General features: G+C 71.0%; 8 protein-coding genes and 1 pseudogene. 4 read left to right on the forward strand and 5 right to left on the reverse strand.

Going from position 1 to position 13,674, the window contains the following annotated elements:
* The first annotated feature begins 502 nt into the window (after window positions 1-502).
* Window positions 503-2,371, forward strand: a complete 1,869-nt coding sequence (locus R2S09_RS15055; RefSeq protein ID WP_316741477.1) for a LuxR C-terminal-related transcriptional regulator — start codon at window positions 503-505, stop codon at window positions 2,369-2,371.
* A gap of 132 nt (window positions 2,372-2,503) precedes the next feature.
* Window positions 2,504-4,024, forward strand: coding sequence for a 4-hydroxyphenylacetate 3-hydroxylase family protein (locus tag R2S09_RS15060; protein WP_306185209.1), 1,521 nt, complete (start codon window positions 2,504-2,506; stop codon window positions 4,022-4,024).
* Between the two features lie 86 nt (window positions 4,025-4,110).
* Here R2S09_RS15060 and R2S09_RS15065 read toward each other — a convergent pair whose 3' ends face one another.
* On the reverse strand, window positions 4,111-4,443 hold the full coding sequence (locus R2S09_RS15065; RefSeq protein ID WP_399143950.1) for a CoA-transferase: 333 nt from the start codon (window positions 4,441-4,443) through the stop codon (window positions 4,111-4,113).
* A 296-nt stretch (window positions 4,444-4,739) separates the two neighbouring features.
* Entirely contained in the window at window positions 4,740-7,523 is a 2,784-nt protein-coding gene (locus tag R2S09_RS15070; RefSeq protein ID WP_316741479.1) for an AAA family ATPase, read from the reverse strand.
* Between the two features lie 322 nt (window positions 7,524-7,845).
* Between R2S09_RS15070 and R2S09_RS15075 the strand changes: the two genes are divergently transcribed.
* The gene (locus R2S09_RS15075; RefSeq protein ID WP_306185205.1) at window positions 7,846-8,439 is read left to right on the forward strand and encodes a malonic semialdehyde reductase; all 594 of its coding nucleotides are present in this window, start codon (window positions 7,846-7,848) and stop codon (window positions 8,437-8,439) included.
* Between the two features lie 634 nt (window positions 8,440-9,073).
* Here the strand turns inward: R2S09_RS15075 and R2S09_RS15080 are convergent.
* From R2S09_RS15080 to R2S09_RS15090, 3 genes are all read right to left on the reverse strand, one after another.
* Window positions 9,074-9,589: a flavin reductase family protein gene (locus R2S09_RS15080; RefSeq protein ID WP_306185203.1), complete on the reverse strand. Its 516-nt coding sequence runs from the start codon at window positions 9,587-9,589 to the stop codon at window positions 9,074-9,076.
* A 157-nt stretch (window positions 9,590-9,746) separates the two neighbouring features.
* Window positions 9,747-10,616: a dioxygenase gene (locus tag R2S09_RS15085; protein ID WP_306185201.1), complete on the reverse strand. Its 870-nt coding sequence runs from the start codon at window positions 10,614-10,616 to the stop codon at window positions 9,747-9,749.
* Between the two features lie 67 nt (window positions 10,617-10,683).
* Window positions 10,684-11,745, reverse strand: a complete 1,062-nt coding sequence (locus R2S09_RS15090) for a maleylacetate reductase (RefSeq protein ID WP_306185199.1) — start codon at window positions 11,743-11,745, stop codon at window positions 10,684-10,686.
* Window positions 11,746-12,543: 798 nt separating this feature from the next.
* Between R2S09_RS15090 and R2S09_RS15095 the strand changes: the two are divergent.
* A pseudogene (locus tag R2S09_RS15095) lies at window positions 12,544-13,437 on the forward strand (RNA polymerase sigma-70 factor); the annotation flags it as partial.
* Window positions 13,438-13,674: the final 237 nt, after the last annotated feature.

A 13,674-nucleotide genomic window follows, 5' to 3' on the forward strand; every position in this document is an offset into this window, starting at 1 on the left:
CAGCGATAAATCGCCCGGCCTGGCCGTTGACCCACCAGGCAGGGCCGACAAGAATTCACGGGAATGCGAAGGCGGCCGGCACCGCAGATAATGGACCACTGCAATCCTGGAACGGTGCAGGATCATGACGCCCCTCGTACCTGAATTCAAATTCCGGCCGCAGCCGCAGCCCAGCCTGTGGATCTCACGGCCCCGCCTCCTTCGGAGGCTGGATGCCACCTCCGCACCGATCGTGGTCGTCTCGGCACCGGCCGGGTCGGGGAAGACGTCGCTGCTGGCGGAGTGGTCGCAGGAGGCTCGGGCCCGGGGCGAGTGCGCATGGCTCAACCTCGATGCCCGGGACAACGCGCCGGTCCGTCTGTGGGACGGCATCACACGGGCTCTGAGGGAGACCATTCCGACCGTACCCGGGACGTCCAGGGTCCCCGCCGGAGCAGAGGTGCCACGGTCCGAAACCCCTGTCCACGGCCTTCCGCGGGATGTCGCCGACGGCCTTTCCACATTGATTCTCGATGGTCTCGAGTTCCTCACGGACGGCGAGGCTCTGCAGACGCTGGCCGACTTCGTCACCTGGATTCCCGAGGGATTCCGTGTGGTGATCGCGACCCGGCGAGTGGCGGGCGGGCCGATCCCGGCGCTGCGCGCCCGGGGAAGCGTCGCCGAATTCGGGCCCGAGGATCTGCGTTTCACCCCGGAAGAGGCGGAGGAACTTTTCAGGAGCGGGGGAGCGGGCAGCAGAGCTGCCCTGCCGGCCGGGCGGTTCGCGGAACTCTACGCCGTCACCGAGGGCTGGGCGGCAGGCCTGGGCATGGCGGCGCACCTGATCGACAGGCCGGGAGAGATTCCCGCGGAGCCGGAGGACTTCACCCGTGTGGAACGGGCCATCTCGGACTATCTGCGAGCCGAGGTCCTCGACCGCCTGACCACGCGGCAGCGGGACTTCCTCGCGGATGTCAGCGTGCTCGACGAACTGGCTGCCGGACCGTGCTGGGCAGTGACCGGTGAGGCCCGCGCCGGTGCCCTGCTGCGGCAACTCGCTCAGGCGGTCCAGTTCCTCGTTCCCCTCGGGCCCGGGCGCGAGACCCATCGCCTGCACCCCGCCCTGCGCTCCGTCCTGGCCCGGACCGTGGACGCCGAACGGCCGCGTGGGTCGGTCCACCTGCACCAGGCTGCCGCACGATGGTTCGAGCAACGCGGAGAGACGTCGCGCGCGGTCCGGCACGCGGTTCTCGGCGCGGACCTCACGACCGCGGCCGCGGCGGTGCTGCAGGCGTGGGAAGGCGCGGTGGCCGCCGGGCGCCACGCGGATGTGGCCCCCTGGCTGGAGCAACTGCCCAGGGAGCTGGTCGCGGCGGATCCCAGGCTCTGCGTCGTCGGCGCCATGACCGCGCTCGCCGGGGGAGACATGGAGACGGCCTGCCGGTGGCTCGATCTGGCCGATGTGCGCCGCCCCGGGGCTGTCACGTTCGGCGAGCCGTCCGGTGCGATGGACACGACGGCCATCGTGCGGTCGGCGGTGTCCTGCTCGCGAGGGGAGATTCTGACGGCAGCTCGGCTCACCGAGCCCGCAGTGCCCCAGTTGCGTGGACCCGGTCCTCTGACGAGCTGGCGGGCGCTGGGATGCGTCACCCGTGGTCTGGCCCTGATGTGGCACGGAGACTACGAGCAGTCGCAGAGCTGGCTCGGTGAAGCGGCTCGCAGCGCACGGGCGTCGGGCCATGCGCTGGTGCTGGTGCGGGCACTTGGGGCCCAGGCCGCCTGCGCCGGCCTCTCCGGACGGCCGGGACGCGCCGGGACTCTCGGTGCGCAGGCCCTCGAGACGGCCCGCGCAGTGGGTCTGAGCGGCCACTTCGTGACCGCGTTGGCCCATGTCAGCCGCGGGGGTGTGTCGCTCGGCGCCCATGCCCTGGACGAGGCGGACCGATCGCTGGCCGATGCCGAACGGGCCCTGGCCGGCACCGTGTGCCCGGGCGGCGAACCGCACGTCCGCGCCCTGGGCGATCTGCTTCGATCGCAACTGGAAGACCGGCGCGGGAATCGCGATGCGGCGCGAGCGGCATTGCGGAGCGCGGTGGTCACCGCTGGGGCGTGTGAGTCCCCGGGGGTTCTCGGCAGCCTCCTGCCGACGACGCCGGACACGGTGGGCGCGGTGGCCACGGAGTCGGAGGTACGCCGAGACCAGGAACTGTCGGCCGCCGAACGCCGCGTGCTGCGGGCGCTGTGTGGTCCGCTGACCCTCCGTGAGATCGCGGCGGAGCTGTACCTCTCCCACAACACCGTGAAGACCCAGGTGAGGGCGATCTTCCGCAAGCTGGGCGCGCACAGTCGGGCCGGTGCCGTCGCACGGGCCCGTGAGCGAGGGCTTCTGTAGCGGCGAAGCACCGGCCGCGAGGTGGTGACCGTCGCGTATCACCCGGGTGATTGGCCGACGGGGCGCTCGGCTCACCCCATCAGCGTCCACCATCAGGCCGTTCTCTTCCCGACGACCTCCGAGGAGCCTGACGTGCTGCGAACCGGCAAGGACTATCTGGCAGCCCTCAACGACGGCCGCAAGGTGTGGGTGGGCGACGAGCTCATCGACAATGTGGCCACCCATCCGAAGACGCGGGCGTACGCGCAGCGCATCGCGGAGTTCTACGACCTGCACCACCGGCCCGACCTGGCGGACGTCATGACGTTCGTGGACGACGAGGGCCGGCGCCGGTCGATGATGTGGTTCCAGCACCGGTCCAAGGACGACCTGCGGCGCAAGCGCCGTTACATCGAGACGGTGCTGCGGGAGCTCGGCGGCGGATCCACTCCCCGTACGCCGGACGTCAACAACTACGTCCTCATCACCTACGTCGACGACCCCGAGCCCTGGAGCAGTCAGTCCGTCGGCACGGACGGCCGGGACCTGACCGAGGGCATCGCCGACTTCTGGAACCTCGTCCGGGACGGTGACCTGAACACCACGCCCGCCTTCGTGGACCCGCAGACGGACCGGTCCCGGGAGTCGGCACAGGCCGAGTCGCCGGCCCTTCGCGTCGTCGCCACGTCGGAGGAGGGCATCACGGTGCGGGGCGTGAAGGCCATCAGCACCGGAGCGGCCTTCGGCGACTGGATCCACATCGGTGTGTTCTTCCGGCCGGGAATCCAGCCGGAGCAGGTGATCTTCGGAGCCGTCCCCACGAACGCCCCGGGTGTGACGGTCATCTGCCGTGAGAGCAACGTCAGGGACGGCGAGGAGCAGGAGCATCCCCTCGCGTCGCAGGGAGACGAGCTCGACGCGGTCCTGTTGTTCGAGGACGTGCTCATTCCCTGGAACCGTGTGTTCCACATCGGCAACCCGCAGCACGCCTCGCTGTATCCGCAGCGCGTCTTCGACTGGCTGCACTACCAGGCGCTGGTCCGGCAGATGGTGCGTGCCGAGCTGATGCTGGGGCTCGCCCTGCTGATGACGGAGCACATCGGCACGTATCAACTGCCGCCGGTCCAGACCCGGCTGGCGAAGTTCGCCGAGTTCCACCAGACCCTCAAGGCCCATGTCGTCGCCTCCGAGGACGAGGGCTTCACGACTCCGGGCGGCCTCTACAAGCCGAACGTCCTGATGTTCGACTTCGGCCGTGCCTTCTACCTGGAGAACGTCGGCCACATGGTGAACGAGATCATCGACCTGGCAGGCCGTGCGTCGCTGATCTTCCCCACGGAAGGGCAGTGGCAGCGTCCCGAGCTCAGGCCGTGGCTGCAGGCGCTGCAGACGGGCCCGGTCGGGCGGCCGCATGACCGGATGAAGATCAGCCGGGTGATCCGGGACCTGTTCCTCTCCGACTGGGGCAACCGGATCGCCGTGTTCGAGAACTTCAACGGCACTCCACTGCTGGCCATTCGGACGCTCACCATGAAGCGGGCCGAGCTGTCCCCGAGCGGGCCGATCGCCGATCTGGCGCGCCGGGTGTGCGGGATAGAGCTCCCGCAGGAGGACACGCAGGACACCGAGTACATGGCGCAGGCCGACTACGCCCGCCGGCAGGACGCGTCCTGACCGGAACAGAGAGCCCGGGGCCGGAACCGACACAGTCGGTTCCGGCCCCGGGCGGTCACGGGCCTCGGTATTCGGCCCGAGGTGGTTCACATCAGGCCCTGTGCGACGGTCAGCTCGGCGTCGGTCCTGGCGATGATCTTCGTGGTGCTGACACCGGGTGCGCACTCGACGAGGTGCAGTCCGTGGCCGGTGATGTCCAGGACTCCGAGGTCGGTGATGACGCGGTTCACGCATGCCCTGCCGGTCAGCGGGAGCCCGCACTCCCGCAGGGTCTTGGGGGAGCCGTCCTTGGCGGTGTGGGTCATGACGACGATGACGGTGCGGGCGCCGTGGACCAGGTCCATCGCTCCGCCGATCCCTGTGACCATCCTGCCGGGTACGGCCCAGTTGGCGAGGTCGCCGTGTCGGGAGACCTGCATGGCGCCCAGGACGGCGACGTCGATGTGCCTGCCCGCGGATCATCGCGAAGGAGAGCCCGAAGCCTCTCACCGCCAGTGACGCCCCGTCCGGCACGTCGGCCACCCCCTCCCCGGCCGTGGCCACCACCTTGTCCGTCCCGCCCCGCGCTCGCGCGGGCGCGGGGGCGACAGGTCGCAGGGCGTGTGGTGCGGTCATGTCCGACTCCTCCGTATCGACGCATGGAACGGGGAGATGATGCGTCGAGCCGGGGTGAGTGCCGGACGGGCGGACCCGGATCACCCGGGTGATCGGCGCGTCAGGACTCCGGCGGGCCCGCGGCCTCGCGCTCGAGGAACAGCCGGGTCAGCTCGACTCTGGTGTTGATGCCCAGCTTGGTGAAGATGTGCCGCAGATGGGTGTTCACGGTGTGGACGGACAGATAGAGGCGTTCGGCGATGGCGCGGTTGGTGAGGCCCTCCGCGACCAGCGGGGCGACCCTCAGCTCCGACTCGGACAAGCTGTCCCAGCCGGACGTGGCCGCCGGCCGGTGGGGTCCGGGGGCGGCCCGCACACCCAGGTCGCCCAGACGCCGGCGTACCCGGTCGTGGTCGCGGGCGGCGCCGTACCGGCGCAGCAGGACCTGTGCCTCCCGGAGCTGCGGGACGGCCTCGTCGACGGCGCCCTCGCTGATGAGGACATTGCCCAGGTCCTCGTGGGCGGCCGCCAGCGCCAGGACCCGAGGTCCTCGCCGGTAGTCCCGGACGGCGGCTCGGAGCGGCTCCGGGCTGCCCTCGACGAGGCCCTGGACATGGGCGTCGACGGCCCGGGTGACGACGTGGCCGCCTCCCTCGCCCGCGATGCGCCGCAGCACCGCACGGATCGCCTCCGCCGCCTCCCGCCCGCCGCCCCGCAGCGCGATCCGCACCAGCCGCGGCCAGTGGCTGGGCGGTAGGGACGGCAGCCACGCCGGCCCTGTGCCGAACCCGCGGGTGAGGTCGGCCGCCTCCCGGGAGTGGTTCTCCGCGTCCAGCAGAGCCGCCCTGGCCAATGCCAGCCAGGGACCGTGGGGCGGGTTCCCGATGCCGGCCGTCGCCTCGGCGGTCCGCAGTTGCGTCCGTGCCTGGGACAGGTCTCCGCGGCGCACGGCGACATCGGCGAGCACCGCCCGCGCCAGCGGAACCGCACGGGTGATCTCCAGTTCGTCGGCGACCGCCAGGCACGCCTCCGCCTCGACGGCCGCGTCGTCCAGGGCGCCGCGTTCGAGCAGCACCCAGGCGCGGTGGACGTGCCAGTGCGGAAGGGACCAGCCGAGCCCCAGTGCCTCGGCCTGTCGCTGGCCCTCGCGCAGGGTCCGTTCGGCGTCGTCCAGGCGGTCCGTGGCGGTCAGGACCGTGGCCAGCCAGAGCGCGGGCACCCGCGGCGGGCGCAACCGTATGGTGTGCGGTTCGGCGTCCGACCGCTGCCTGGCCTCCTCGGCGAGTTCGACGGCGTCGGACAGCCGGCCGCGGTAGAACGCGATCTGGGACTGGAAGACCATCGCGCTCACCACCACCGCGGTGTCCCGGCTCCTGCGGGCGCCCTCGATCAGCATGCCCCCGATCGCCTCGGCCGACGCGAGCTCGCCCATCGACACCAGCCCGGTGCCCTGCGTCTTGAGCAGTTGGGTGCGCACGTCCTCGCGCAGGTCGGGCAGCGCGAGCGCGAGGCGCGTGTGGGCCATGGCAGTCGTGTCGTCTCCTGCCGCCTGGTGGATCTCGGCCGCGACCAGATGCAGGGCCGCCTGCTGTGCGGCGGCCAGGTCGTCGGAGAGCGTGCTGTTCACCAGGTGGAGTGCCTCCTGGATCCGGCGGGTTCCGGTGAGCTGGTACGCCGCCTCGGTCAGCAGCTCGATCCTGCGCGGGTCGCTCAAGGACAGCCGGTCCGCCGCTTCCAGCGCGAGGTCGGCGGCGGCTTCGGGCACCGTAGCGGCGATGTCGCGGACCGCCCTCAGCAGCGTCCGCATGGCCTCCTGGTCCAGTGGCCCCCCGCCCAGCACGACGTGCCGGATCACCTCGGCCGACGGTGCGCCCGCGGTGCCCAGGAGCTCCCCGGCCTCCCGGTGCAGAGCCGATCTCATGGGGCGGGGGAGTTCCTCGTACACGGCGCGGCGCACCAGCTCGTGCCGGAAGGCCAGACGGTCGCCGTCCTCCGCCAGCAGCTCGGCGCCCAGCGCGGCACTGACCGCGGGCAGGAGCGTTCCGACCCGGCGGTCCAGCATCCGGGCGGCCGTCACGAGGTCGAACCTCCTGCCGAGCACGGAACCGATCTGCAGCAGCCGCATGGCGTCCTCGGGCAGTTCCCCGAGGCGCCGGTGGACGGTGCGCCGGAAACCGGCAGGGACGGGCGGACCGCCGGCGATCGGGGCCTGGCCTCCGCTCCGCTCCAGGGCCCGCAGGAGCTCGACGACGAGGAAGGGGTTGCCGTGCACGTCCCGCAGGAGCGGCGCGAGGCCCGATTCCGGCGCGCGGCCGAGGAGGTCCGCGGCGATCCTCGTGATCGCCTCGGTGTCCAGGGGGCGCAGGACGAGCCGTGTGGCCCCGTTCTCCTCCAAGTAGTCGCGCGCGTGGCGGGCCAGGGCCCGCCCGCTCGCGGTCTGCATACCGAGGATCCACAGGATCCGCGAGTCGACCAGCCGTTTCGGCAGGGCGCGCAGGGCGGACAGCGTGGTGGGGTCCGCCCACTGCGCGTCGTCGACCACGACGGACACCGGCGCCCGCCGGACTCGGCGTTCGAGGATCTCGGCGATACGGTCGAGGACCCAGAAGGGCTGCTCGGCCACCCCTTGTCCAGGTTCTTCGCCGTCGCCCTCGCCGGCCTCCCGCAGCGCGGCCAGCAGCGTGGACCGAGAGGCGTACTGGTCGAGTTCGTCGGCCTCGACACGGACGACATCGAAGCCCTCCGTACGACCGATACGCACGGCTTCCTGCAGGAGCCTCGTCCGGCCCACGCCCGGGGCTCCTTCGACGAGCAGGCACATTCCGCCGCCGCTCCGCACGGCGGTGTGGGCCTCCCGCAGGATCGCGAGCTCGCTGTCCCGGCCGTGAAGAGGGAAGGTCGTCATCACCCTTGGTCCGTGCTCTCCGGTGACCGGTCGGTGATCCAGTCGTTCCGCATGGGTCCAGCATGCCGGATCCTCCGAGCCGGGGTGCCGCACACGTCCGGGCTTCACCCGGGTGACAACGCCTCGCCGGGGGGCCCGAGCGACGGTGTGGGCCCTCCCGGAGGCATGCGGAGAGCGGACGACGATGTCCCGCGAATCACCAGTTCATGCGATGCGGCGGGGGAGCCGTCCTGCGGAGACTGGCGACGTCGGGCCGTGTGCGTCGGTCCCCGTACGACACGGGCCCGTGCTGTTCCGTTTCCGACTTCCCCCAGAGGTGTCCATGTCTCTCGTACTCGACTCCGCGGCCCAACGTCTCCTGTTCCGCGACGCACGCACGGCGAACGCGTTCACGGACGAGGCGGTGACGGACGAGCAGGTGCGTGCCATCCACGACCTGGTGAAGTACGGCCCGACCTCCATGAACCAGCAGCCGCTGCGCGTCGTCCTCGTCCGGTCGGACGAGGCCCGTGAGCGCCTGCTCGGGCACATGGCCGAGGGCAACCGGGCCAAGACCGCGTCGGCTCCGCTGGTGGCCGTTCTCGCGGCGGACTACGAGTTCCACCGGGAACTGCCGAGCCAGTTCCCGCACTTCCCGCAGGCCAAGGACGTCTTCTTCGCCGAGAGGTCGGTGCGGGAGGAGTCAGCACGGCTCAACGCCGCGCTCCAGGTGGGCTACTTCATCGTGGGAGTGCGCGCCGCAGGCCTCGCGGCCGGACCCATGACGGGCTTCGATGCCGAGGGGATCAACAAGGAGTTCTTCCCCGACGGTGAACACGGGGTCCTCGCCGTGGTCAACATCGGCAAGCCCGGCGAGAACGCCTGGTCGCCGCGCCTGCCCCGACTCCACTACGACGAGGTCTTCACCACCGTCTGATCCGGAGCCGGTGCGCGCACGCACCGTGCCGGCGCAGGACACCACATGCGGCCGCCGCCTCCCACCCGGAGGCGGCGGCCGCATGTCGTATCAGGACGTGTGCTGCGCGTCCTGGGGCCGCGCGGGGGTGTCACCGCTGTGGCGGTCCACAGGGTCAGCGTTTGACGCCCTCTCCTGCCCGAGGGCAGGAGATTCTGGTCCGTACCGCTACGCGGTACCACCTCGGGTTCCTGTTTCACAGGCAACTGCCGACCGGTGAGGGTCGGTCTTGCACGGCCTCCGCAGGCCTGACTCCCCGCCCGTCCGGCGGTAGGTCCCACAACTTCGTTGTCAGACAAGGCGATCTTAACCATGCCTCTGCGCCCCTCCGGGCCGCTACGGACAGCATGTCCCACACCTCCACCCTGAGGGGTGGAGCACTGGGCAAGTGTTCGATAGCCGTAGGGAGTCGCGCTGCCGGAGACGACCGCCTGGAGCTGCCGGCGGTACCCGGGTCCCAGCATGTCGACGCACCTCTCTTTCGCCGCGCCGGACGCGGAGAGCTGGGGAACGCCTCGCGGACGGGTGGGCGGACGCTGTCGTCCGCCCACCCGCCCGCGAAGCCCACCGTGATGTGCGGCTTCCGCCCCACCCGTCAGCTTGTGCGCACGGGCACGGCGGCCGAGGGCGCACGTCGCATGCTGCGGAACCCGCCCGCGAAGTACAGGAGCGGCCGCGCCTGCTCCCGGTGCTCGAAGTGCCGTGCGTCGCCGACGAAGATGGTGTGGTCGCCACCGGGGAGCGCCGCGGCGACGTCGCACACGACGTAGGCGATGGCGTCCCTGAGAACCGGTACGCCGTGTTCCGCGTGGAAGTCCACTCCGGCGAACTTGTCGGGTTTGGAGACGGCGAAGTTCATGGCCAGCTCCTCGCTGCCCTCGCCGAGGATGTTCACGGCGAACCGCCCGGAGTTGGTGATCGCCTCACACGTGTACAGGTGGTTGCCGATGCAGACGATGAGCTGGAGCGGGTCCATCGACAGGGAGGCGACAGCACTCGCCGTCATGCCGATCGGGTCGCTCTCGTTGCGCGTCGTGATGACGCTCACGCCGGTGGCGAGCCGGCCCATGGTGGCTCGGAACGCGGCGGTCGGATCGAGGGGTGCAGGCATGGTTGCCTCCGTGGAAGGGTGCTCGGCTGGCTGCCGAGGGACGGGGAAGAGCGTGGGGATGTCCGTCGGCTGACGGACCGTCGGCCTCGACCGTGCCCGGGGCCGGGACCTGGCGGCCCGGGACACGGATGCGATGTCCCGCCCCGGGCCGCGCCGATCAGCGACGGGACAGCGGATCCAGGACGAAGGTGTGCCGCATGGCGGTGTAGGCCTCGTCGGTCGACTGCTGGTGGGGGCCGGTCCCCGCCGCGTAGGTGGCGAAGTCGGCGATGAGCGACTGCTTGACGCCGAAGACGGGGTCCTGGTCGAGGTAGAGGTCGTCCGAGGGGAACAGCATGGTCGTCACCCGCTGGTACCCGGCCGCCTCGATGACCAGGTGGATGTGGGCCGGGCGCATCAGCGGGCGTCCTGTCGCCTTCATCAGTTCACCCACGGTGCCGTCTCCGGGAATCGGATAGCTGGCGGGCCGGACGGAGCGGAAGGCGAAGCGTCCCTGGGCGTCCGTCCGGAACAGGCCGCGCATGGCGGGCTGGGTGAGCCCGGGAACATCGACGTCGTAGTGGCCCGAGCCGTCGCTGTGCCAGATGTCCACGGCCGCTCCGGCGACCGGGTCGCCGTGCTGGTCCAGCACCTGGCCGTCGAAGAAGAGCGGAGCTCCGGGAATGCCCCCGGAGATGTCGTCCCCCGCGTCCCGCGACGGCCGGTCATCCCGGAAGAACGGACCCTGCACGCTGTTCTCCGTGGCCTTGCCGTCCCGGCGGTGGTTGATCGCGTCGACGAGCATGGTGATGCCCAGGACGTCGGACAGGAGGATGAACTCCTGGCGCTGGGGTGAGCACAGCTGACCGGTCCGGGTCAGGAAGTCCACGCCCTCTGCCCATTCCTCCTCGGTCAGGCCGACCTCGCGGACGAAGTCGTGCGCATGACGGACGAGTGAGCCGAGGATCTGCGCCACCCGCGGATCCGCGGTTCCGGCCATGGCGGAGATCACTTCCTCGGTGATGCCCGTGCTGTCCAGGTCTCGCATGTATGTCTCCCTTGCTCTTGGTCGCCACCGCGGACGGCGGGCCGCGGCGGACGTGCATTCTTCGGGGTCATTCGGTCGGTGGGTCCCCGTGCCAGGCGCGGGTGAGGATCCCGGTGGCGGCGCGCCGGTCCACCGGGCGGGGGTTCCAGTAGGCGTCCTCCAGCACTCGGTCGGCGGCCGCCTCGATGCCCGACTCGGGCATGCCGAGTTCGCGCAGCGAGCGGGGGACCCCGAGCCGCCCGGTGAACTCGTACAGCCCCCTCGCCGGGTCGGCGCCGGACAGTGCGGTGCCGATCCGTGCCATCGCCCGCGGCGCGGACGGCGCGTTGAAGGCCACGACGTGCGGCAGCACGACCGCGTGGGTCTCGGCGTGCGGCAGTGCGAACATGCCCCCGAGGACGTGACAGATCTTGTGGTGCAGTGCCATGCCGACCGTGCCCAGACAGGCGCCGGCCAGCCAGGCTCCGTACAGTGCCCCGGAGCGGGCCTCGATGTCGTCCGGTCGTTCCACGACACCGGGGAGATGGGTCGTCAGCGCGGTGAAGGCCTCACCGGCCATCAGGAACGCGAGTGGATCACGGTCTCTGGAATAGAGTGCCTCCACCGCATGGGCGAGCGCGTTGAGCCCACTGGCCGCCGCCATGGCCGGCGGGAGCGTGACGGTGAGATCCACGTCGTAGACCACCGTCCTCAGCCGTACCTCGGGCAGGCGACGTGTCGTCTTCCGTTCGCCGTCGGTCTCGCCCAGGATCGGAGACATCTCCGACCCCGCGTACGTGGTGGGCAGCGCGATGTGCGGAAGTCCGGTGCGCAGCGACACCGCCTTGCCGAGCCCGATCGCCGACCCGCCTCCCACGCTGACCAGGCAGTCGGACTGCTGAGCCGCCACGAAACGCAAGGCCGCCCGGGTGACGTGCAACGGCGTGTGCATGGCCGCTTCGGCGAAAGCGCCCGTGGCCATGTCGCCGAGTGTCTCCTGCACCGCGGCCGCCTGCGCGGCCTGACCGGGTGTGGACAGCACCACGGCCCGCCCGCATCCCAGGGCGGCGACCTCCTGCCCGATGCGGAGCCGAGTGCCGCTGCCGAAGACCACCTTGGTGATCTGCCCCTGGTGCACGAACCCGTCCATTGCGCTGCTCCTCAGCTCGCTCCGCCCCATCGCCTGTCACCTCCCGCACAAAGCCGCGGCGGTGACGGATCCAGCCGCCGACGCACCTCGTCGGCGCCGTCCGGCCGACCGGCGCAACACCATCGGCCGACACCGGCAGTCTCGGCGCGACGGCGAGGGGCGCGCATCGCATGATCTGGTGATTGGCCCCGGGTACCGGGCCTCGCGTGGGCCCCATCCGCTCGTCGAGACACGCGGGTTTTCGGCGAGCTCGGCCATGCGGTGCTCGTGAGCTCGCCGGCTGCCCGTCGTCGGGGATCGCACAAGATCGACCCGCAGCGTGGGTTCCAGGTCCGGACAGTCGCTTGCGGATGGCGTGCTGCAGGGCGCGGACCTTCTCCCGTTCGTCGGCCGTGAGCAAGTCGTCGATATCCGCACGGGCCTGTGCCACCGCTGAGGCCGACCGCGGCCGCGGGGCCATGGACCGCGAACAGGCGGCGGCCGCTTGCCCTCGTCCCCCGCCCCTCCTTGGTCTCCCTGTAGGACGCCAGTGCCACACGGTCGCGGGCGGACAGCTCCGTACGGTCGGGGTCGATGGCCGCGCGCAGCCCAGCGCCTCCGGTGCCGATCACCAGCACCATGGTGGAAGGACGTTGCTCGACGAGAGCCGGGGTCTACTCCGATGGCCGGAGGTGTCAGTCACTACGGCCGGGTCGTCCGGGATCCGTGACACCTCCCGTCGGAGCAGCGGCGGAATCACTCGTTCATGCGATGCGCTTGCGTACCGCCCCGATCCACTGTGGTCAGGTGGCCGAAACGATGCACCGCATGTCCCCCAGGCCGAGTGACCTCGAAGAGGCCGCCTCTGTCTTCGTGCAGCACCGGGCACGTCTCTTCGGAATCGCCTATCGCGTGCTCGGCAGCGTGGTCGAGGCCGAGGATGTGGTTCAGGAGGTGTGGCTGCGCTGGCAGAAGGCCGACCGCCGCGCGGTGGTCAGCCCGGTGGCCTTCCTTTCGAGTGCCACGACCCGCTTGGCCGTCAACGTCGCACAATCGGCGCGTGTGCGCCGGGAGACCTACATCGGCCCGTGGTTGCCCGAGCCCGTCGACACGAGCTCGGACCCGGAGGTGGGCGCCCAGCGAGGAGAGGCCGTGGAGCTGGCCCTGCTGCTGGTGCTGGAGAGGCTGAACCCGACCGAGCGCGCCGCGTACGTACTGCGCGAGGCGTTCGACTACGCCTATCCCGAGATCGCCGAGATCCTTCGGCTCAGTCTCGTCAACGTGCGGAAGATCGTGAGCCGCGCTCGCAGGCGTCTGTCGGAAGAACGGCGGGAGAGCGTGGACAGGGCGGAGCACCGACGCCTCCTGGACGCCTTCGTCTCAGCGGCTCGAACGGGGGACATGGGCTCGCTGGAAGCCCTTCTCACCCCCGATGCCGTCAGCCTGTCCGACGGCAACGGCTTCCGGGGCGCCGCTCGGGTGCCCGTGCTGGGCCGCGCACGCGTGGCGAACCTGGCGACCGCCACCCGGCGGTCCTGGAGTGGCGCGGACCTCAGGCCCGTCGATGCCAACGGCCGTACCGGCCTCATGATCTACCGAGACGGCGAGCCCACCACGTTCCTGACGACAGCCGCATCGCAGGACGGGATCCACACGGTCATGTGGGTGTGGAACCCGAACAAGATCGCGGCCTTCCTGGGATCCCGCATCCGCATCGCAACGGCTCCCGGCAGCGAGTTCCGCGACCGCGGTGGCGCGGTGAGGGGCGCGGGGAGATCGACGGTGGGACCCGACAGACCTTCCGGCTTCCGCGCGGGCGTGCCGGGGCCGCCGGCGACTTCCTGTGAGGAGGCGGAGTGCGAGGTGGCGTGTGCGGACGAGGCGCAATGGCTCATGGCCCCGTTGGGTCCAGCCCCTGTGCTCCACCTCTCCAGGGCGGACAGCGATGGC

The organism is Streptomyces sp. MK7, from assembly GCF_032658145.1.
GTDB classification, from domain to species: Bacteria; Actinomycetota; Actinomycetes; order Streptomycetales; family Streptomycetaceae; genus Streptomyces; species Streptomyces spiralis.

What these genes read in the sequence shown, in the direction of transcription:
- R2S09_RS15070 (WP_316741479.1), bottom strand. Translation starts at nt 7,523, where the DNA reads ATGACGACCTTCCCTCTTCACGGCCGGGACAGCGAGCTCGCGATCCTG.
- R2S09_RS15090 (WP_306185199.1), bottom strand. Translation starts at nt 11,745, where the DNA reads ATGGACGGGTTCGTGCACCAGGGGCAGATCACCAAGGTGGTCTTCGGC.
- R2S09_RS15080 (WP_306185203.1), bottom strand. Translation starts at nt 9,589, where the DNA reads ATGCCTGCACCCCTCGATCCGACCGCCGCGTTCCGAGCCACCATGGGC.
- R2S09_RS15085 (WP_306185201.1), bottom strand. Translation starts at nt 10,616, where the DNA reads ATGCGAGACCTGGACAGCACGGGCATCACCGAGGAAGTGATCTCCGCC.
- R2S09_RS15075 (WP_306185205.1), top strand. Translation starts at nt 7,846, where the DNA reads ATGTCTCTCGTACTCGACTCCGCGGCCCAACGTCTCCTGTTCCGCGAC.
- R2S09_RS15065 (WP_399143950.1), bottom strand. Translation starts at nt 4,443, where the DNA reads ATGCAGGTCTCCCGACACGGCGACCTCGCCAACTGGGCCGTACCCGGC.